At 70.6% G+C, this 20,517-nt stretch carries 17 protein-coding genes and 1 other RNA gene; 8 read left to right on the top strand and 10 right to left on the bottom strand.

What is annotated here, in order from left to right; translation table 11 throughout:
- Positions 1-3 precede the first annotated feature (3 nt).
- The 3 genes from JN22_RS15990 to JN22_RS15980 all read right to left on the bottom strand — a co-directional run bounded on the left by JN22_RS15990 (position 4) and on the right by JN22_RS15980 (position 3,827).
- Positions 4-1,917, bottom strand: coding sequence for a DNA polymerase III subunit gamma/tau (locus JN22_RS15990; protein ID WP_085554919.1), 1,914 nt, complete (start codon positions 1,915-1,917; stop codon positions 4-6).
- 120 nt (positions 1,918-2,037) lie between these two features.
- An RNA gene (gene ffs / locus JN22_RS15985) (signal recognition particle sRNA small type) lies at positions 2,038-2,135 on the bottom strand.
- A 498-nt stretch (positions 2,136-2,633) separates the two neighbouring features.
- Positions 2,634-3,827, bottom strand: coding sequence for a phosphoglycerate kinase (locus JN22_RS15980; protein WP_085554918.1), 1,194 nt, complete (start codon positions 3,825-3,827; stop codon positions 2,634-2,636).
- 270 nt (positions 3,828-4,097) lie between these two features.
- Between JN22_RS15980 and JN22_RS15975 the strand changes: the two genes are divergently transcribed.
- Both JN22_RS15975 and JN22_RS15970 read left to right on the top strand, forming a co-directional pair.
- Positions 4,098-5,705, top strand: coding sequence for a CYTH and CHAD domain-containing protein (locus JN22_RS15975; protein WP_085554917.1), 1,608 nt, complete (start codon positions 4,098-4,100; stop codon positions 5,703-5,705).
- A gap of 10 nt (positions 5,706-5,715) precedes the next feature.
- Positions 5,716-6,339, top strand: a complete 624-nt coding sequence (locus JN22_RS15970; protein ID WP_085554916.1) for a ParA family protein — start codon at positions 5,716-5,718, stop codon at positions 6,337-6,339.
- A gap of 173 nt (positions 6,340-6,512) precedes the next feature.
- Here JN22_RS15970 and JN22_RS15965 read toward each other — a convergent pair whose 3' ends face one another.
- Together JN22_RS15965 and JN22_RS15960 are read right to left on the bottom strand one after the other, a co-directional pair.
- Complete coding sequence (locus JN22_RS15965) at positions 6,513-6,701, bottom strand: hypothetical protein (protein WP_085554915.1); 189 nt, start codon at positions 6,699-6,701, stop codon at positions 6,513-6,515.
- A 124-nt stretch (positions 6,702-6,825) separates the two neighbouring features.
- Positions 6,826-8,286 (bottom strand): sensor histidine kinase, encoded by a 1,461-nt coding sequence (locus JN22_RS15960; protein WP_085554914.1) that lies wholly within the window; start codon positions 8,284-8,286, stop codon positions 6,826-6,828.
- 120 nt (positions 8,287-8,406) lie between these two features.
- Here JN22_RS15960 and JN22_RS15955 point away from each other — a divergent pair, with 120 nt between their 5' ends.
- Both JN22_RS15955 and rfaE1 read left to right on the top strand, forming a co-directional pair.
- Positions 8,407-8,730 (top strand): hypothetical protein, encoded by a 324-nt coding sequence (locus JN22_RS15955; RefSeq protein WP_085554913.1) that lies wholly within the window; start codon positions 8,407-8,409, stop codon positions 8,728-8,730.
- A gap of 79 nt (positions 8,731-8,809) precedes the next feature.
- The gene (rfaE1, locus tag JN22_RS15950) at positions 8,810-10,258 is read left to right on the top strand and encodes a D-glycero-beta-D-manno-heptose-7-phosphate kinase (protein WP_085554912.1); all 1,449 of its coding nucleotides are present in this window, start codon (positions 8,810-8,812) and stop codon (positions 10,256-10,258) included.
- Positions 10,259-10,283: 25 nt separating this feature from the next.
- Here the strand turns inward: rfaE1 and JN22_RS15945 are convergent, their stop codons facing one another.
- Complete coding sequence (locus tag JN22_RS15945) at positions 10,284-10,442, bottom strand: entericidin A/B family lipoprotein (protein ID WP_085554911.1); 159 nt, start codon at positions 10,440-10,442, stop codon at positions 10,284-10,286.
- Positions 10,443-10,606: 164 nt separating this feature from the next.
- Between JN22_RS15945 and JN22_RS15940 the strand changes: the two genes are divergently transcribed.
- Both JN22_RS15940 and lpdA read left to right on the top strand, forming a co-directional pair.
- Positions 10,607-11,194: a Uma2 family endonuclease gene (locus tag JN22_RS15940; protein ID WP_085554910.1), complete on the top strand. Its 588-nt coding sequence runs from the start codon at positions 10,607-10,609 to the stop codon at positions 11,192-11,194.
- A gap of 154 nt (positions 11,195-11,348) precedes the next feature.
- Positions 11,349-12,749, top strand: a complete 1,401-nt coding sequence (lpdA, locus tag JN22_RS15935) for a dihydrolipoyl dehydrogenase (RefSeq protein ID WP_085554908.1) — start codon at positions 11,349-11,351, stop codon at positions 12,747-12,749.
- A 172-nt stretch (positions 12,750-12,921) separates the two neighbouring features.
- Here lpdA and topA read toward each other — a convergent pair whose 3' ends face one another.
- From topA to JN22_RS15920, 3 genes are all read right to left on the bottom strand, one after another.
- On the bottom strand, positions 12,922-15,771 hold the full coding sequence (topA, locus tag JN22_RS15930) for a type I DNA topoisomerase (RefSeq protein WP_085554907.1): 2,850 nt from the start codon (positions 15,769-15,771) through the stop codon (positions 12,922-12,924).
- 47 nt (positions 15,772-15,818) lie between these two features.
- The gene (gene dprA, locus JN22_RS15925) at positions 15,819-16,940 is read right to left on the bottom strand and encodes a DNA-processing protein DprA (RefSeq protein ID WP_085554906.1); all 1,122 of its coding nucleotides are present in this window, start codon (positions 16,938-16,940) and stop codon (positions 15,819-15,821) included.
- Between the two features lie 414 nt (positions 16,941-17,354).
- Positions 17,355-18,173, bottom strand: coding sequence for an oxepin-CoA hydrolase, alternative type (locus JN22_RS15920; RefSeq protein WP_085554905.1), 819 nt, complete (start codon positions 18,171-18,173; stop codon positions 17,355-17,357).
- A gap of 205 nt (positions 18,174-18,378) precedes the next feature.
- Between JN22_RS15920 and JN22_RS15915 the strand changes: the two genes are divergently transcribed.
- Complete coding sequence (locus JN22_RS15915; protein WP_085554904.1) at positions 18,379-19,035, top strand: rhomboid family intramembrane serine protease; 657 nt, start codon at positions 18,379-18,381, stop codon at positions 19,033-19,035.
- 79 nt (positions 19,036-19,114) lie between these two features.
- Positions 19,115-19,999, top strand: a complete 885-nt coding sequence (locus tag JN22_RS15910; RefSeq protein ID WP_085554903.1) for an S-methyl-5'-thioadenosine phosphorylase — start codon at positions 19,115-19,117, stop codon at positions 19,997-19,999.
- 27 nt (positions 20,000-20,026) lie between these two features.
- Here JN22_RS15910 and JN22_RS15905 read toward each other — a convergent pair whose 3' ends face one another.
- Entirely contained in the window at positions 20,027-20,494 is a 468-nt protein-coding gene (locus JN22_RS15905; protein WP_085554902.1) for a GNAT family N-acetyltransferase, read from the bottom strand.
- Positions 20,495-20,517: the final 23 nt, after the last annotated feature.

Raw genomic sequence — 20,517 nt, 5'->3', positions numbered from 1 at the left:
CGGTCAGTACTCTCCTTCGTCGTCGAGCGGGTAATAGATCCCGTCGTCCTGCTGCTGAACCATGAAATCGGGTGTCTCGCCGTCATCGGCAACCTCGGCACTCTCCGCCGCGGCGATGGCGGCGAGGTCGCGGATGTCGATGATCCTCGCGCCGCTGAAGGCGTCGAGCACGGCGCGCACCACCGGGTTGGCCTCCGCCTCCGACTGGGCGCGGCGCTTGTCGGCCTGGTCCTGCTCGGCCAGAGTCGGCTGGCCGGGGCTGTCGGAGAGCGCCACGATCCAGCGCTGGCCGGTCCATTCGGTCAGGAACTGCCCGACCTTGGCCGGCAGGGTGGACGGGGCCGACGGCTTCAGCCGCAGCTCCAGCCGGCCCGGCTCCAGCCGGACCAGATGCACCGTCTCCACCAGATAGCCGTAGAGCGCGCCCTCGCGCCGTTCGGAGAAGAGCTGGGCCAGCGCGCGGAAGTCGCGCGGCATGGGGGACAGCTCCTCGCCGGCCGGAACGGGCAGGGGGGCCGGGGCGGGCCTCGGCTGTGCCTGTGCCTGGACGGCCTGCGCGGGCTGGGCGTGGGCCTGCACCGCCTCCAGCGGCCGGGCCACCGCGAGCGCGCCGTTCGACGCCACCGCGACGGGGCCGCCGCCAGTCCCGCCGGGGCCGCGCATCGGGGCACCGCCGCTGGCACCGCCATTCCCGCTGCCATTCCCGCCGCCGGCCTGCTGGGCCTGGAACTGGCGGATCAGCTCGCCCGGAGTCGGCAGGTCGGCGGCGTAGGACAGCCGCACGATGACCATCTCCAGCGCCTGCTGCGGCACGGGGGCCGCCTGCACCTCGCCCAGCCCCTTCAGCAGCAGCTGCCACGCGCGGGTCAGCGCCGGCATGCCGAGCCGGCCGGACAGGGTGGCGCCGCGCGTGCGCTCGGCCTCCGGCAGGGAAGGGTCGTTGGCGGTGTCGGGCACCACCTTCAGCCGGGTCAGGTTGTGCACGAGGTCGAGCAGATCCTGGAGGATGACCACCGGATCGGCGCCGACCCGGTGCAGGTCGGACAGGATGTCCATCGCCTCGGCCGGGCGGGCCGACAAAGCGGCTTCGAACAGGTCGATCACGCGGGTGCGGTCGGCCAGCCCCAGCATGTCGCGGACCTGCTGCGCCGTCACCGTCCCGTTGGCCAGCGCGATCGCCTGGTCGAGCAGCGACAGCCCGTCGCGCACCGACCCGTCGGCGGCCCGCGCGACCAGCGCCGCCGCGTCCGGCTCGATCGCCGCACCCTCCAGCGCGGTGACGCGGGTGAAATGGTCCTTCAGCACCTGGGCGTCGACGCGGCGCAGGTCGAAGCGCTGGCAGCGCGACAGCACCGTGACCGGCACCTTGCGGATCTCGGTGGTGGCGAAGACGAACTTCACATGGCTCGGCGGTTCCTCCAGCGTCTTCAGGAGCGCGTTGAACGCGCTCTTGGACAGCATGTGGACCTCGTCGATGATGTAGAGCTTGTAGCGCGCCGAGACGGGCGCGTAGCGCACGCCGTCGATGATCTCGCGGATGTCGTCGACGCCGGTGTGGCTGGCGGCGTCCATCTCCATCACGTCGACGTGGCGGTCCTCGGCGATGGCGCGGCAATTGTCGCAGACGCCGCAGGGGGTGACGGTCGGCCCGCCGCTGCCGTCCGGCCCGGTGCAGTTCAGCGCGCGGGCGATGATGCGGGCGGTGGTGGTCTTGCCGACGCCGCGCACCCCGGTCAGCATGAAGGCCTGGGCGATGCGGCCGGAATGGATGGCGTTGGTCAGCGTGCGGACCAGCGCGTCCTGGCCGATCAGCTCGTCGAAGGTCTTCGGGCGGTATTTGCGCGCGAGCACCCGGTAGGCCAGCCCGGTCGCGGGGGCGGTCGGCGGATGGTCCAGGGTATCGGTGGTATCGGTCACGCGGCTGGCCCGTAAGACGACGAGGGAAGGACGGCGGATGATGATCGGGGCGCAGAATAGCGTCCCGGCGCCGTGCTGTCGCCGTCTGTCTTCGCTGGCGTTCTTTTGAAGGGGAATAAGGTAGGAGACTGGACGAACGACCCGAGCCGTAACTCGTTGCGGCTGCTTCCTTCCGGACCTGACCGGGTTGGCGAGGGACTCGTCCGACGCCAGTCTCCCACCGCTGTTATGGCGCCTGGCGCGCCGGGATGCAAGCCGATTCCGACAGGCGCGGGGCAATCGCCCGTGGCGGCAGCGTCCGCGCGGGACGGGGAATGGAACGTTTGGAACGTTTGAAACACCGTGGAACAGGATTCCCGCTCCTGTTCCATGTTCCATTGGTTCATGCGCAGCGACGGGTCCGGGATGAGAAGGTGTCGAGGGCCATGGCGGGGCTCCGTGGGCGGCGGGAACGGTCGGCCCATGATAAGCAAAAGCGTTCCCGTCTGCGGAGGTTTCGGCGCAATCCGCGAATCCGGTGGACTCGGGCCCGATGGACCCCCGCCGGCGCGCTACGGTATGCGCACATCTCGGGGCGCCGCAAAATTTCCCTCTCGCGGGGCGGGAGAGGGCTCTATGGCTTGTTCCGACCTATGGCTTCGAGCGGCGCGGTGCCGCAAACAAAAAAGGGGAGGCGGCGTGCCTCCCCTCGTCGTTTCCTCAACGTCGCCGAATCGTCACTTCTTCAGCGCCGCGACGCCCGGCAGCTCCTTGCCTTCCAGCCATTCCAGGAAGGCGCCGCCGGCGGCCGACACGTAGGTGAACTTCTCCTCGGCCCCGGCGTGGGCCAGCGCCGCCACCGTGTCGCCGCCGCCGGCCACCGACAGCAGCCCGCCCGCCTCGGTGCGCGCGGCGACGAGGCCGGCGACCGCGTTGGTGCCGGCGTCGAAGGGCGCGATCTCGAAGGCGCCGAGCGGGCCGTTCCACACGATGGTCTTGGCGCCCTGGAGCTTCAGCCCCAGGAACTCCACCGTGGCCGGGCCGACGTCCAGCGCCATCTCGTCCGCGCCGATGGCGTCGAAGGCCACCACGCGGTTCTCGGCGCCCGCCTTGAACTCCTTGGCGACGACGAAATCCTTGGGCAGCAGGATCTCGCAGTTGCTCTCCTTGGCGGTCGCCATGATGGCGCGGGCCTGGTCGGCCATGTCCTTCTCGCACAGCGAGGCGCCGACATCGACGCCCTGCGCGAACAGGAAGGTGTTGGCCATGCCGCCGCCCAGCGCCAGCAGGTCCACCTTGCGGACCATGTTGCCGAGCAGCTCCAGCTTGGTCGAGATCTTGGCCCCGCCGACGACGGCGGCGACCGGACGCTCCGGCTTCTCCAGCGCCAGCGTCAGCGCCTTCAACTCGGCCTCCATCAGGCGGCCGGCGGCGCTGGGCAGCAGCCGGGCGACGCCCTCGGTCGAGGCGTGGGCGCGGTGCGCGGCGGAGAAGGCGTCGTTGACGTAGAGGTCGCCCAGCTCGGCGATCCGCTTCGCGAAGGCGGGGTCGTTCTTCTCCTCCTCCGCGTGGAAACGGGTGTTCTCCAGCAGGACGATGGCGCCCTCATGCACCTTGGCGATGGCGTCCTTGGCGGGCTGGCCGACGCAATCCTCGGCGAAGGCGACCTTCTGGCCGACGGCGGCGCTCAGCGCGTCCAGCACGTTGCGCAGCGAGTTCTTGGCGTCCGGACCGTTCTTCGGGCGGCCGAAATGCGACAGCACGACGACCTTGGCGCCCTTCTGCGACAGCTCCTTCAGAGTCGGGGCCAGACGGTCGATGCGGGTGGTGTCGGACACCTTGCCATCCTGCATCGGCACGTTCAGGTCGGCGCGCACCAGCACCGTCTTCCCGCTCACCTCAAGGTCGTCGATCGTGTTGAAATCGGTCATCGTCGCGCTTCCCCAATGTATGACAAGCCAATGCTTTGGCAGGGTGTGGAGATTTTGAGCGCACCCAAGCACAGCGCCTGCCGCTTTGCAACGCCTCCAACCGGGTGGGGGCAGCGGCGAATCGGCCATAGGCGGGCCGGTCGCGCTCCGTCCGGGTTCCACAACCGCAATGATAGTCTTTTTACCGTAACTTGACCCTGGTGGGGGGCTGTGCAAACACCCACCTTGTGGGCCTGTGTGGCCGTGGAACGGGGGTTCGAGGCGCAAGCGATGGCTGAGGCGGACACCAACCGCGAGACGGAACTGAAGCTGGCCGCGAGGCCGGAGGATCTGGAAACCCTGCGTGCCGCCCCGTCCATCGCCGCGCGGGCCACCGCCCCGGCGGTGACGCGGACCCTGGAAAGCACCTATTACGACACGGAGGATGGGCGTCTGGCCGACCGCCGCGTCACCCTGCGGGTGCGCCGGACCGGCGACGGATTCGTCCAGACCGTGAAGTCGGCGCCGGACGGCGACGGGCTCGGCCGTGGCGAATGGGAATGCGCGGTGACCGCCGCCGAACCCGACCTGACGCTGATCACCGACGGCGAGGCGCTGGATCTGCTCGGCCCGCTCACCGAATCGGAGCTGCGGCCGGTCTTCACCTCGGTCGTCGAGCGCACCAGCCTCGACGTCGCGTTCGGCGAGGGCGACGGCGCCTCCTCCATCGAGATCGCCTTCGACCGGGGCGAGGTGCGGCTGCCCGGCGGCGGCGCCACCACCCCGCTGTCGGAGGTCGAGCTCGAACTGAAGAGCGGTTCGCCCGCCGCCCTCTACGATCTGGCGCTGGAATTGGCGAAGCTGGCGCCGCTGCGGCTGGAGATCAGGACCAAGGCGGCGCGCGGCTACGCGCTGGCCGCCGGGGGGGCCGACGCGGCGGTGAAGGCCGACAAGCTGCGGCTCGATTCCGACACAACGGTCGAGGGCGCGGTCGGCCGCATCATGCGCGCCTGCCTCGCCCACCTCGCCGCCAACGAGGCGGCGACGCTGAACGGCGACGATCCCGAAGGCGTTCATCAGATGCGGGTGGCGCTGCGCCGCCTGCGCTCGGCCATCGCGCTGTTCCGGCCCTTCGTGCCGGGCCCGCAGTATCTCTGGCTGGTCGGCGAGATCAAATGGCTGGCCGGCAGCCTCGGGCCGGCGCGCGACTGGGACGTCTTCGCGACCGAGCTGCTGGCCCCGGTGCGCGACGCCTTCCACCGCGCCGACGGGCACGGCCGCTCGGCGGTCGAGGACATCGACGCGCTGGCCGCCGCCGCCGAGGCGCGCCGCCTGCGCGCCTACGAGACCGTCCGCGCCGCCATCGGGTCGGAGCGCTACACCGCCTTCCTGCTCGGGCTCGGCGCCTGGGTGGAGAAGCGCGGCTGGCGCGACCAGCCGGTCAGCGAGGATTCGGTGCGGCTGTTCGGGCCGGTCACCGGCCTGGCCGACCATCTGCTGGAGAAGCGCCACAAGAAGGCCAGACGGGCCGGCCACGGCTTCGCCCATCTGCCGGTGGCGCAGCGCCACCAGCTCCGCATCGCCCTGAAGAAGCTGCGCTACGCCGCCGAGTTCTTCCGCAGCCTCTACGACGACAAGCCGGTGCGCCGCTATCTTCAGGAGCTGGCGGGTTTCCAGGACGCGCTCGGCCATCTGAACGACGTGGCGACGGCGACCCGGCTGCTGCACGAGCTGCACGAGGACGGCAGCCGTTCCGCCCCCGGCGAGCCGCGCGCCGCCGGCATCGTCATCGGCTGGCACGCCCGCGGCGTGTCGGACGGCGAGGCGGATCTCGTCGCCCGCTGGCACGATTTCCTCGACACCAAGCGCTTCTGGTCGAAGCACGACGGCGTGGTGTAGACTCGACCGCATGCTCACGATCCTCGTCGCCAACATCAAGGGCGGTTGTGGCAAGACCACGATCGCCACCCACCTTGCCGCCGCCTCCGCCGTGGCCGGGCTGCCCACCGTCCTCGCCGACGTCGACCGCCAGCGCTCGTCGCTCGGCTGGCTGGAGCGGCGTCCGGAAAAGGCGCCGTCGCTGATCGGCATGGATTGGGCGAAGGAGTTCGACAGCGCGCCGCGCGGCACCAAGCGGCTGGTGATCGACGCGCCGGCCGCCCTGAAGACGAAGCAGATCGAGGATCTGGTGAAGATGGCGGACGTCGTCGTCCTGCCGGTGCTGCCCGGCGCCTTCGACGAGCAGGCGACCCAGCGCTTCCTCGGCAAGCTGGAGGAGCTGAAGTCGATCGCCAGGCACCGGAAGGCGGTGGCGGTGGTCGGCAACCGGATGCGGGCGCGCACCAAGGCGGCCGACCGGCTGGACCAGTTCCTGGGCGGGATCGGGCACCGGGTGGTGACGCGGCTGCGCGACAGCCAGATCTACGCCGACGCGGCGGCGACCGGCCTCAGTCTGTTCGACATGCCCGGCAAGCGTGCCGGCGAGCATCGCGGCGACTGGGCGCCGCTGCTCGCCTACATCGACGCTGTATAGGCATCGACGCGGCGCAGGAAGCGGCTTTTCCTTTCCCTGTCGGGCTGTCTCTTCGTCATGCCCGTGCTCGGCACGGGCATCCACGGGCGAATCTCAAGGTTCCACATGGATGGCCGGGCCAAGCCCGGTCATGACGAAGGACGTCGGCGGCGCAACGGCCGCCGCGCCGGTCCTCAGTGGGTGGCGCCCGCCTGGTCGAAATGACGGCCGATGGCCGCGAAGATGTAGACGACGCAGCCCAGGAACACGAGCAGCCCGCCCACCTCGAAGGCGCTGTCGGCGGCGCGCGAGGAGGCGAGCAGCCCGATGAAGGCCATGATTCCGGCGAGGATGGGCGACGTCCAGTTGCCGAGTGCTTTCACGTCAAAGGTCCTTTCGAAAAGAAAGCCGCGCCAAGCGCTCCGGGCTATTCCGAACGGGATAGGACAAACGCTTGCGATTTGCCGGGACTTTGCGGCAGCGCAGCGTGAAAATCAATGCGGCAGATCAATGCGGCACGAATGACTTTCGCGGTGCCGGGGACGTCGCGCCGGGACCCGCCACGGGCAGGTCGAGGGCGAAGACGCTGCCCTCGCCGGTGCTCTCCACCAGCCGCAGCTCGCCGCCATGGGCGCGCAGCACCTCGCGCGCGATGGCGAGTCCGAGTCCGATGCCGCCGGCCCGCGCCGACCCGGCGAAGGGTTGGAACAGATGGTCGCGCGCCCGTGGCGGCAGGCCCGGTCCGTTGTCGGCGACGGTGACGGTCAGCGGGGCGTCCGCCGTTCCGGCGCGCGGCGCGATGGCGATCCGCAGCTCGTCGGCCCCGGCCTGCACGGCGTTCCGGGTGAGATTGGCCAAGGCGCGCGACAGTTGCACGGCGTCGGCCTGGACGACGGTCCCCGCCGGAACGTCGTTGATCCAGCGCGCCTCGACGCGCTCGCCGTCCGGCCGCAGCGTGTCGAGCGCCTGCGCGCCGGCCTCCTCGGCGAGGGCGCGCAGGTCGATTGGGCCGAGCCGCAGGGGCAGGGCGCCGTCGCGGGTGAAGGACAGGGTCTGCCCGCACAGCTCGACCGCGCGGTCGAGCGAGGCCATCAGGCGCGGCGTCACCCGCCGCACCTCCGGGTCGGCGCTCTCGCCCAACCGCTCCGACAGCAGCGACGCGGTGGACAGGATGCCGCGCAGGTCGTGGTTGATCTTGGCGACGGCGGTGCCCAAGGCCGCCAGCCGCTCGCGCTGGCGCAGCGCGGCGCGCACGGTGCCCTGCATGGCGGCCAGCTCGCGCCCGGCGACGCCGATCTCGTCGCCGCGCGTCTCCGGCACCAGCGGCGGGGCGCCGTCGGGGTCGCGGCGGAAGGCGACGACCCCGGCGGTCAGCCGCCGCATCGGGCGGACCAGAAGGGCGTGCAGCGTCACGAACACCAGCCCGGCGGCGATCAGCGAGATCGCCACCGACACCGCCAGGATGCTGCGCGAGAAATCCAGCATCGCGTCGATCATCGGCCGCTCGTCCATCGTCACCTCGACCCGCTGGGCGCGGTCCTTGGGCGAGCGGTCGATGACGCGGATCACCCGGTCGCGCGGCTCGGTCAGCGCGCGGAAGGCGTCGCGCACCAGCGCCCAGTTGCCGGCGGCGCGCAGGTCGAAGGTCTCGTCCACCTCCGGCGGCATCGGCCGCGACAGCATGTAGACCCGCGCGTCGGGCTGGATCAGGTCGATGACGTGGGCGCCGGCGTAGGCCAGCAGCTTGGCCTGGAGCTGCCTGGTGACCATGAGGTCGGGGGCGGCCTCCACCGACAGCGCCGCGATGTGGGCGGCGGCCAGCCGCTCCTCCAGGTAGGTCATGCGGAAGCGCGCGATGGAGGGCGTGTAGATCAGCACCTCGGCCAGCAGCACGAACAGGATCGTGAGCACCAGCAGCTTGGCCGACAGGCTGTTCGCGGCGGAGGGGACGATGGCGGGGACGGGCATCTCGCGGCGGGCGGAGGGAGGGGCGGAAGGGCGGAGGAGCGGACGGACAGCTTATCCGCCGCAGTGCGGGTTGCCTACGGATCCTCTAGGATGGGGCGTCGGACGTTGCCCGGAGGTCCCATGCGCTCGTTTGTCAGATTCGACGCCGTCGTCGCGACGGATCGCAACCAGGCCCTGATGGCGGTCGCCGACGCGCTCGGCGCGTCGGGCGGCTGGATCGAGGACCACACCCTGTTTTCGGACGTCATGGCGGTGGTCCGCTTTTCCCTGCCCGGCGACCGGCTCGGCGATCTCGGCCGCGCGCTCGCCGCCGCCGGCCTGGTCCTGGACCCGCCGGTCGCGTCGGTGGCGGCGGTCTCCGGCGCGGAACTGTCCGGCCAGCTCACGCTGACCTTCAGCCGGGGAACCGGCGACCTGCGCCGGGCGGTGCCGGCCTTTTCCTGAGCCTCCGGCGCAGGGCCGGCCGCCGGCCCTGGGCTCTGGGCTCTGGCGTCCACGCACGCGGATTGGTATGACAGGCGCCATGAGCGACCTTGCCCGTCACATCGACACCCTGTCCCGCGCCAACGTGCTGTGCCTTGGCGACGTGATGCTTGACCGTTTCGTCTATGGCTCGGTGGAACGGGTGTCGCCCGAGGCGCCGATCCCCGTGCTGCGCATCGAGCGCGAGCTTCCCAAGCTGGGCGGCGCCGGCAACGTGGCGGCCAATCTGGTGGCGCTCGACGCCGCCTGCCGCTTCGTTTCGGTGGTCGGCGGCGACGGGGTGGGCAACGACCTGCTGGCCCTGCTGAAGCGGGAGGGGGTCAGCGACGGCGCCTCCATCGTTGTCGAGGCCGGGCGCCAGACCACGGTCAAGACCCGCTTCATCGCCGGCCAGCAGCAGCTTCTGCGCACCGACGTCGAGACGGTCGCGCCGATCACCGTCGCCGGGCGCGTGCTGGAGCAGGTCCGCCGCGACCTGCCCGAGGTCGGCGGCGTCATCCTGTCCGACTATGGCAAGGGCGTGCTGACCGACGAGCTGGTCGCCCAGGTCATCGCGGCGGCCAGCGCGGCCGGCAAGCCGGTCGTCGTCGATCCCAAGGGGCGCGACTACCGCCGCTACCGCGGCGCCGACATCGTCACCCCCAACCGCAAGGAGCTGATGGAGGCGACCGGCCTTCCCGCCCGCACCGACGCGGAGGTCGTGACCGCCGCCCGCCACCTGATCGAAAGCTGCGGCATCGGCGCGGTCGTCGCCACCCGCAGCGAGCAGGGCCTGTCGGTGGTCACCCGCGACGGCGTGGTGCATCTGCCGGCCGAGGCGCGCGAGGTGTTCGACGTGTCGGGCGCCGGCGACACCGTGGTGGCGACTCTGGCCGCCGCGCTGGCGGTCGGGGTCGGGCTGGCCGACGCGGCGCGGCTGGCCAACCTCGCGGCCGGCATCGTGGTGGGGAAGGTCGGCACCGCCGTCGTCCGCACCGCCGAGCTGCTGTCGGCCCTGCACGAGCAGGAGTGGCGCCACGGCGAGGAGAAGGTCGCGACCCGCGACGAGGCGGCGGAGCGGGCGGAGCGCTGGCGGCTGCGCGGCAAGCGCGTCGGCTTCACCAACGGCTGCTTCGACCTGCTGCACCCCGGCCACATCGCGCTGCTGAAACAGGCGCGCGCGGCGTGCGACGTGCTGGTGGTCGGGCTGAACAGCGACGAATCGGTGAAGCGGCTGAAGGGCGATTCCCGCCCGGTGCAGAACGAGACGGCGCGCGCCACGGTGCTGGCGTCGCTCGGCTGCGTCGATCTGGTGGTGATCTTCGGCGAGGACACGCCGGAGACGCTGATCCACGCGCTCAGGCCCGACACGCTGGTCAAGGGCGCCGACTACACCGTCGCGACGGTGGTCGGGGCGGAGTTCGTGATGGGCTACGGCGGCAAGGTGGTGCTGGCCGAGCTGGTCCAGGGACAGAGCACGACCAACACCATCAAGCGCTTGAAGGGCTGACGGGGGCCGGAGGGCCCCCCGCGCCTCACATCTTCTTCTGGACGTTGTCGGCCGAACGCTCGATGGCGCGGCCGCCGGCCTGCACGTCCTGGCCGGCGCCCTCGAAGGTGTTGCAGGCGGTCAGGGTGGTGCCGAGCAGCGTGCCGAGGATGGCGAACAGGGCGAATTTCTTGATGCTGGTCATTGGGTCTCTCCCGTTGCGGTGCGGTCCGATGGCTGAAAGAACGCAAGCGGGGCCGTGAAGGTTTCCCAACCCGGTTGGATTTCGCGCTGCGCAAAAGGGGTGCCCTTCGCAAGCGGGGTCACATCCCTTACATTCCAGGGCGATGGTCGGATCGGGAGGTTGTCATGTCGCGGGCCCTGCGCATCACGCCAATGGTGACGGTGGACGAATTCCTCGCCATGCCGTTCGGCGGGGACAGTCAATACGAGCTGGTCGATGGCGAGGTCGTCGCCCAGGCGCATCCCAGCCGTGCCCACAGCACCCTTCAGGGGAGCTTGGCCCGGCACCTCGGCAACGCGCTGGCGGAGCGGAACCGGCGCAACGGCCAGTCCTGCGCCGCCCTGACCGAGGCCGGCATCCGCCCGCATTTCGACCCGACGCACAATTACCGGGTCGCCGATCTGGCGGTGACCTGCGAGCCCTTCGACCCGGACATCCCCTACACCACGGCGCCGTCCCTGCTGGTCGAGATCCTCTCGCCGACCGAGGAGAAGGCCCAGCGGGCCAAGCTGCACGTCTACGCCGCCATGCCGTCGGTGCGGGAGATCCTGTTCCTCGATTCGCGGACCGTCCGCGCCGAGCTGCACCGCCGCGACGCCGACGATCGGTGGCCGGCCGCCCCGCAGGTGCTGGAGGGCGACGCCGTTCTCACCCTGGAGACGGCCGGGCTGGAGCTGCCGCTGGCCGGGCTCTACCGCGATCTCGGCTTCTGACCCCGGCCGGCAAGCCCCTCCGCCCGCAACCCGGTCCGGACGAAGTGTCTCGTTGCCAGCCGGCTGAAGCGCGGGCATAAATCGCCGCGCGGCCCTCCCCGCTGGACGGGACGGCTTTTGGCAACGAGCAAGAATGGCGGAAGGAAAGCCTCTCATGGCTGAAAGCACTTTTGACGTCGTCGTGGTCGGCGGCGGTCCCGGCGGGTATGTCTGCGCGATCCGTGCGGCGCAGCTCGGCTTCAAGGTCGCCTGCGTGGAGAAGCGCGGCACGCTCGGCGGCACCTGCCTGAACGTCGGCTGCATCCCCTCCAAGGCCCTGCTGGCGGCGTCGGAGAAGTACGAGGAGGCCGCGCACGGCCTCGCCAAGTTCGGCATCAAGGTCGGCAACGTCGAACTGGACCTGCCGGGCATGCTCGCCCACAAGGACAAGGTCGTCAAAGACAACGTCGGCGGCATCGAGTTCCTGTTCAAGAAGAACAAGATCACCTGGCTGAAGGGCGCCGGCACCATCACCTCCGGCACCACCGTCGAGGTCGAGGGTGTCGGCGCCGTCACCGCGTCGAAGGCCATCGTCATCGCCACCGGCTCGGACGTCACGCCGCTGCCCGGCCTGACCATCGACGAGAAGCGGGTCGTTTCCTCCACCGGCGCCCTGGAGCTGCCGGAGGTGCCCAAGCGCCTCGTCGTCATCGGCGGCGGCGTCATCGGCCTGGAGCTGGGCTCGGTCTGGGGCCGGCTGGGCGCCCAGGTCACGGTGATCGAGTATCTCGACCGCGTCCTGCCGACGATGGACGGCGAGATCTCCAAGCAGGCCCAGCGCATCTTCGCCAAGCAGGGCATGACCTTCAAGCTGGGCGCCAAGGTGACCGGCGCCAACGTCTCGGAGACCGGCGTGTCGCTGTCGGTCGAGCCCGCCGCCGGCGGCGCCGCCGAGACGGTGGAGGCCGACGTCGTGCTGGTCGCCATCGGGCGGCGCGCCTACACCCAGGGCCTCGGGCTCGACGCGGTCGGCGTGGCGCTGGACGAGCGCGGCCGGGTCAAGGTTGGCCATCGTTTCGAGACCAACGTGCCGGGCATCTACGCCATCGGCGACGTGATCGAAGGCCCGATGCTGGCCCACAAGGCGGAAGAGGACGGCGTCGCGCTGGCCGAGCTGCTGGCCGGCCAGAAGGGGCACGTCAACTACGACCTCGTCCCCGGCGTCGTCTACACCTGGCCGGAAGTGGCCGCCGTCGGCAAGACGGAAGAGGAGCTGAAGGCCGCGGGCGTCGCCTACAAGACCGGCAAGTTCCCCTTCACCGCCAACGGCCGCGCGCGGGCCAGCGGCACCACCGACGGCTTCGTGAAGATCCTGGCCGACGCCACCACCGACAAGGTGCTGGGCGTCCATCTGCTGGGTCCGAACGTGTCGGAGATGGTGGCCGAGCTGGTGCTCGCCATGGAGTTCAGCGCGTCCGCCGAGGACATCGCCCGCACCTGCCACGCCCACCCGACCCTGTCGGAGGCGACCAAGGAAGCGGCGCTGGCGGTGGACGGCCGTCCGCTGCACATCTGATCGCCTGAACAAGAAAACGCCGCCCCCTCCGGACCGGAAGGGGCGGCGTTTTGCCGTGCGCTCGTCGCTGTGAAGCGAACGGGGATGCATCAGGATGTTCGAGGCGCTGACATAAGCCCTTCTCCCCTTGCGGGAGAAGGGCTTATGTCAGCGCGATGCCTTGCGGAAGGGTTTACGACGCCTTCTTGCGCGCCGCGGTCTTCTCCGGCTTGGCGTCCTCCGCCTTGGCTTCGGCCGCGTCCTTCGCCTTGGTGGTCTTGGTGGACTTGGCGGCGGCGGCGGTCTTGGTCGCGGCCGCCTTCGCCGGAGCCTTGGCGGCCGTCTTCTTCGCCGGCGCCTTCTTCTCCTTCACGGCGTCGTCGCCGGCCTCGGCGGCGGCCGGCTCGGCCTCCTTCGGGGCCTTGCCCTTCTTGGCGGCGTCCTTGGCGACCTTCGCCTCGATCAGCTCCAGCGCCTGCTCCAGCGTCACGCTGTCCGGCTCGGTCGCCTTGGGGATCGAGGCGTAGACGCTGCCGTGCTTCACGTAGGGGCCGAAGCGGCCCGAGCCCATGGTGATCGGCTTGCCGGTCTTGGGGTGGTCGCCCAGCGTCTTGGCCGGGGCCGACGCCTTCTTGGCCGCACCCGCCAGCAGGTCGACGGCCCGGTTGATGCCGATGGTCAGCACGTCGTCGTCGGGCGTCAGCGACTTGTAGACGCTGCCGTGCTTCAGGTAGGGACCGAAGCGGCCGATGCCGGCGCTGATTTCCTCGTTGGTTTCCGGGTGGTTGCCGATGGCGCGCGGCAGCGCCAGCAGCCGCAGCGCGGTGTCGAGATCGACGTCGGCCGCCGCCATGCCCTTGGGCAGCGACACCCGCTTGGGCTTGGGCGTGTCGTCCTTGGGCTTCTTCTTGGCCTTGGCCTTCTTGCCGCCAGCCTTATCGTCAGCCGGCGGTTCCTCGACCGGCGGCGGGGGAGGCGGGGCGGCGGTCGCCGGAGCCGGGCCGAGCTGGATGTAGGCGCCGTAGGGGCCGCGCCGCACGCTCACCGGCAGGCCGGTCTCGGGATCGTTGCCGAGTTCGCGCGGGCCCTCCTGGACCTCGCCGTTCTCGTCGTTGGCGACGGCGAGCGGACGGGTGTAGCGGCATTCCGGGTAGCGCGAGCAGCCGATGAAGGCGCCCATCTTGCCCAGCTTCAGCCCGAGCCGGCCCTCGCGGCAGACCGGGCAGACGCGCGGGTCGTGCCCGCCCTCGACCGGCGCCGGGAAGAAGTGGGAGCCGAGTTCCTCGTCCAGCGTGGTCAGCACCTGGGTGATCGTCAGGTCCTTGGTGCCATTGACGGCGACGTCGAAGGCGGTCCAGAAGTCGCGCAGCACCGTCTTCCAGTCGATCTTGCCGTCGGAGATCTCGTCGAGCTGGTTCTCAAGCTCGGCCGTGAAGTTGTACTCGACGTAGCGGTGGAAGAAATTCTCCAGGAAGGCCGTCACCAGCCGGCCGCGATCCTCGGGAATGAAGCGCCGCTTGTCGAGCCGCACGTAGTTGCGGTCCTGGAGCACCTGGAGGATCGAGGCGTAGGTGGAGGGCCGGCCGATGCCCAGCTCCTCCAGCCGCTTGACGAGGCTGGCTTCGGAGTAGCGCGGCGGCGGCTGTGTGAAATGCTGCTCCGGCGCGATCTCGCCCTGGGTGAGATCGTTGCCTTCCTCCATGGCGGGGAGGCGGCGGTCCTGCTGGTCGTCCTCGGCGTCGTCGCGCCCCTCCTGGTAGACCTTCAGGAAGCCGTCGAACACGACCACCGAGCCGGTGGCGCGCAGCACCACGTCCTTCGACGGGCTGGCGATGTCGACCGCGACCTGATCCAGCACGGCGCTTTCCATCTGGCTGGCCAGCGTGCGCTTCCAGACCAGCTCGTAGAGCCGTAGCTCGTCCGGCTCCAGATGGGAGGCGACGCTTTCCGGGCGGCGGTGCAGGTCGGTCGGCCGGATGGCCTCGTGGGCCTCCTGGGCGTTCTTGGCGGCGGTCTTGTAGACGCGCGGCTGCTCCGGCACGTAGCGCTCGCCGTAATGCGAGCCGATCAGGCCGCGCGCCGACTCGATGGCCTCCTGCGACAGGCTGACGCCGTCGGTACGCATGTAGGTGATGAGGCCGACCGTCTCGCCGCCGATGTCGACGCCCTCGTACAGCCGCTGCGCGGTGCGCATGGTGCGGGTGGCGCCGAAGCCCAGCTTGCGCGAGGCCTCCTGCTGGAGGGTCGAGGTGGTGAAGGGCGGCGACGGGTTGCGGCGGCTCTGCTTGCGCTCGACCGAGGCGACGGCGAAGGCCTGCGGGCGGATCCGGGCGACGGCGGCCTCGGCGGCCTCGCGGTTCGGCAGGCCGAACTTGTCGAGCTTCTTGCCGTCGAGCTGGGTCAGCGAGGCGGTGAAGGCGGCCCCGCCCGGCGTGGTGAAGCCGACGCCGATCGACCAGTATTCCTGCGGCTTGAAGATCTCGATCTCGGATTCGCGCTCGCAGATCAGGCGCAGCGCCACCGACTGGACGCGGCCGGCCGATTTGGAGCCCGGCAGCTTGCGCCACAGCACCGGCGACAGGGTGAAGCCGACCAGATAGTCGAGCGCCCGGCGCGCCAGATAGGCGTCGACCAGCTCCTGCGACACGGCGCGCGGGTTGGCCATGGCGGTCTGGACGGCCGACTTGGTGATCTCGTTGAAGGTGACGCGCTGGACGTCGCGGTTGTCGGACAGATGCTTTTCGCGCAGCAGCTCGGACAAATGCCAGGCGATGGCCTCCCCCTCGCGATCCGGATCGGTTGCGAGGTAGATGCGGTCGGCCGTCTTCACCGCCTTGGCGATCTCGTCGATGTGGCGCTTGGAGCGGTCGCCCAGCTCCCACTCCATCGCGAAATCCTCGTCGGGGCGCACCGACCCGTCGCGCGCCGGAAGGTCGCGCACATGGCCGAAGCTGGCGATGACGGTGTAATCGTCGCCCAGGTATTTGTTGATGGTCTTCGCCTTGGCCGGCGATTCGACGATGACGACGTTGCTGCCCGGCAAGAGACTGCCCTTCGCGTGTGCCTATACCCGAAACCGGAATGTGCCGATCAGGCGAGAGAGACCTGATGACCGGGATGCCGCTGGACTCGGCCGGCAAGCTCGAGTTCCAACACCACGGTCAGCACCACCGGAGCGGACAATTGGCACCCGCGGACGAGTTCGTCAATGGTGACGGGGGAGGGGCCGAGGTTTTCCAGAACCACGGCGCGGGCGCGGGCGAGGTCGGATTCGTCGGGTTCGGCCGGCTTGCGGGTCTCGAACAGGTCGCGCCGGCGCTCCGCCAGGGAGGGAGGGCGCAGGCTCTCCAGGGCGCGCAGCACGTCGTCGGCGCTCTCCACCAGCGCGGCGCCCTGGCGGATCAGGTTGTTGGTGCCGTGGCAGCGCGGGTCGAGCGGCGAGCCCGGCACCGCCATCACCTCGCGCCCCTGTTCCAGCGCCATGCGGGCGGTGATCAGCGAGCCCGACCGCAGCGCCGCCTCCACCACCAGGATGCCGAGCGACAGGCCGGAGATCAGCCGGTTGCGGCGCGGGAAATGCCGGGCCTGCGGCTGGGTGCCGATCGGGCTTTCCGCCACCACCACGCCCTGCGCCACGATGTCGCGGTACAGATCCTCGTTCTCCGGCGGGTAGACGACGTCGATGCCGCCGGCCACCACGGCGGCGGTGCCGCTGGCGAGCGATCCCCGGTGGGCGGCGGTGTCGATGCCGCGCGCCAGCCCGGAGACGACCAGCAGCCCGGCGGCCCCCAGGTCGCGGGCCAGCGATTCGGCGAATTTCTTGCCGTTCAGCGAGGCGTTGCGCGCCCCGACGATGGCGACGGCGCGCTTCTGGAGCAGATGCGCGTGGCCGAGGACCGAGACGACCGGCGGCGCGTCGTCCACAGCGGCGAGCGGTTCGGGATAGTCGGGCTCGCAGGCGCAGAGCAGCCGGGCGCCGAGCCTGCGGTTGGCCGCCAGCTCGCGCTCGGCCTCGGCCTTGGAGGCGACGCGGAGCGGCTTGACCCGCCCGCCGCGCCGGGCCAGCTCCGGCAGCATGTCGAGCGCCTCGCGGGCGCCGCCATACTGGTCGAGCAGGCGGTGGAAGGTGATCGGCCCGACATTCTCGGTGCGGATCAGACGAAGCCAGTCGAGCCGTTCGGCGTCGGAAAGGATGCGGCGCGGTTGTGTCATGCCGCAGTGTTTTACAACCGATGGCGATCTTTGTTCAACACGCAATCGTAGGCGGGGCGCGTGAGGATGGGGGACTGCCCGGCATGGTGGTTCCGGGGCATCCGGGGTGGTTGCCGGGAGGGCGGTTGTGTCCTATCTTCGGGGAAGGCGTGCCAAGGGCTGATCACCTCGGCACGCCCACCCGATCCTAGCGCAGAAGAAGGTCAAGCAGCCGCTTGACGATCTCCAGCACCAGGATCAGGAGAGTGAGGATTTTGTCCATCCTCTTGCCCTCCGGTAATGCGGCGCGGGCGGTGGCCTCTCCACCGCCCCGACCGCCCGGACAATTCAGCAAATTCGCGGAACGGGCTCAAGAAAGCGTGGCGCTGCACGCCGCGGCAAAAACGCTTCATCAAGACGCAGCCGAAAGTTGTCTCAACGCTTGTGGAAGACCGGCGGGCGCTTGTCGAAGAAGGCGGTGATGCCCTCCTTGGCCTCGCCATGGTGCAGGGCCTCGACGAACAGGTCGCTTTCGCGGGCGAGCTGCGTCGCGAAGCTGCCATAGGCCAGCTCCATCAGCTTCTTCGCCCGGCCCATGGCGCCGCTCGGGCCGTCGGCGATGGTCTGCGCCCAGGCGACGGCCTCGGCCAGCGCCCGGCCGGGGGCGGTCACGCGGTTCACCACGCCCGCCATGTGCAGGCGTTGCGGGTCGACCGGGCCGCCGGTCAGCATCAGCTCGGCGTAGAGCTGCGGCGGCAGCGCGCGGGCCAGCGAGGCCGAGGCGCCTCCATCGGCCGTCAGGCCGACCTTCACGTAGGCGGTCAGGAAGGAGGCGTCCTCCGCCGCGACGATCAGGTCGCAGGCCAGCGCCAGCGAGAAGCCGGCCCCGGCCGCCGGCCCCTCGACGGCGGCGACGATCGGCTTGGGGCATTCGCGCATCGCCCGCACCCAGCCGTGGAAGCGCTCGATCCCGTCGCGGTTCTCCGAGCGCGACTTGCTGCCGTGGTGGTAGAGGTTGGTCAGGTGCCCGCCCGAGCTGAAGGCCCGGCCGTCGCCGGCCAGCACGATGGCGCCGATGCCGCTGTCGTGGACGGCCTCGTCGAGCGCGTCGCGGCCGCGCGCCATCATCGGCAGGCTGAGCGCGTTGCGGGTCGCCGGGTCGCTCATGGTCATCACCATCACGCGGCCCTGCCGCTCGACCCGCATGGGGGTGTCCTGGGCGGAGTTGTGGGCGGTATTTTGGGATTCGGTCATTGGTCGTTTGCTCCCCCGGAGGTTTCGGCTGCCGCCCCTTGTTGTGCGGTGGGGCGAAGTCTCGCCGAATGGTGGAGGCAGTGTGCCAGCCGCCGGCTTGCGCTCCAATCCGTCCGAGGGGCATAGGGCACGCTCAAAAGGCTGACTTCGGGGATTGCCGCACCCACATTGGAGTGGGACGGATCGACGCGGGGAAAGGGGCGGCATGGCGCTCGCGCTGGGAGAGGGAAGGGGGCGGACGGCGGTGGCCGGCGCGCCGGCCCACGTCACCCGCGCGGTGATCCTCGCCTGCGTGTTCGCCTTCGTCTTTCAGTTGCCGCCGGAATCCTTCGCCTTCGTGCCGGCCTACTTCTTCGGAACGGTCGAGCTGGCCGGGCCGCTGCCGACATCGGCGCTGTGGCGCGGGCTGTTCGGCCATGTGCTGATCCATGGCGACCCCGTGCATCTGCTGACCAACATGGCGGTGCTCTGGCCGCTGGGCGCCTCGGTGGAGCGGGTGGTCGGGCATGGACGCTTCGCGCTGCTGTTCGCTGCCGGGACCGTCGCCGGGGCCCTGACCGAGGGCGCGCTGGCGGCCGACCGCATGGCGCCGCTGGTCGGGGCGAGCGGGGCGATCTGCGCCCTGATGGGGGCCTGGCTGTGGCTGCGCCCGCCGGAGCGCTCGCCCCTGCGGCGCTGGCTGGACCGGACACTGCGGGTGGCGGTGGCGCTGTTCGCCGCGCTGAACCTCGCGATGGTGGTGGTGCCGCCGGCCCCGGACTCGCCCTTGGCCGAGGTCGGCTGGGGCGCCCATGTCGGCGGGCTGCTCGCCGGGGTGCTGCTGGCTCCGCTGCTGCGCCCCCGGCGCCCCCGGCGCCGCTGACCCGCCGGCGACGGGCGTTGCCTTTGCCGTGGGACGCCGGGATACTGCGGCCGGTTTTTATGCAACGGAGCTTCGGAACATGGCGGGCGGCGGAACGGCGGCGGTGCTGGGCGTGATCGGCGGCAGCGGCGTCTACGACATCGACGGGTTGGCGAACAAGCGCTGGGTGACGGTCGACACCCCGTTCGGCGAGCCGTCGGACCAGCTGCTGACCGGCGACCTCGACGGGCAGAGGCTGGTCTTCCTGCCGCGTCATGGGCGCGGCCACCGCATCCCGCCGTCGGAGCTGAACTTCCGCGCCAACATCCACGCGCTGAAGCAGCTCGGCGTCACCGAGATCCTGTCGGTGTCGGCGGTCGGCTCGCTGAAGGAGGATCTGCCGCCCGGCACCTTCGTGGTGATCGACCAGTTCATCGACCGCACCTTCGCCCGCGAGAAGAGCTTCTTCGGGACCGGGCTGGTGGCGCACGTGGCACTCGGCCACCCGGTGTGCAACCGGCTGGGCGACCTAATCGAGGAGGCGCTGCGCGAACTCGACGTCCCGCACCGGCGGCGCGGCACCTACATGGTGATGGAGGGCCCGCAATTCTCCACCATCGCCGAGTCCGAGCTGTACCGGAGCTGGGGCTGCGACGTCATCGGCATGACCAACATGCCGGAGGCCAAGCTCGCCCGCGAGGCGGAGATCTGCTACGCGACCGTCGCCATGGTGACGGACTACGACTGCTGGCACACCGACCACGCCCATGTGACGGTGGACGCGGTCATCAAGGTGGTGGTCGCCAACGCCGGCAAGGCGCGCTCGCTGGTGTCGGCGCTGGCCCCGAAGGTCGCCGGGCGCGGCGACGCCTGCGCCCAGGGCTGCCACACCGCGCTGGACAACGCGATCATGACCGCCCCGGACCGCCGCGACCCGGCGATGCTGGCCAAGCTGGAGGTCATCGTGAAGCGGGTGCTGGGCTGACGGCGCGGCGGTGCTGCCCCGCCGCGTTCAGCGGCTGAGCCGCATGTCGATGTGCGGGATGCCGACGTCGTCGTAGACGTCGCTGTCCCGCCGGAAGCCGAAGCTTCCATAGAAACGCTCCAGATAGAGCTGGGCGCCGATGACGACGTCGTGGTCCGGCCACCGTTCGGTCAGCAGGGCCAGCGAGGCGGCGACCAGTTCGCGGCCCAGGCCGGTGCCGCGTTCGGCGGGCAGAACCGCCAGCCGGCCGAAGGCGGTCGTGGCGCCGGGCTCCGCGCCGGGTCCGAAGCAGCGGGCGCAGCCGACCGGCGCCGGGCGCTCCGAATTCGCATCCTCCGGCCGGGTGGCGATCAGGTGGAGCGCCTCGGGATCGCGGCCGTCGAGGTCGGGGTAGGGCGAGGCCTGCTCGACGATCAGCACGCTCTGCCGCATGTGGAGCAGGGCGTGCAACTCGCGGGTCGTCAGTTCGTCGAAGCGGGCAAGGCGGATCGGCATCGGATGGACTCGTCGGGACGGGT

Source organism: Azospirillum agricola, from assembly GCF_020005195.1.
Lineage (GTDB): Bacteria > Pseudomonadota > Alphaproteobacteria > Azospirillales > Azospirillaceae > Azospirillum > Azospirillum agricola.
The sequence above is the reverse complement of the archived record's forward strand: the minus strand, read 5'-3'. Positions and strand labels throughout refer to the sequence as shown.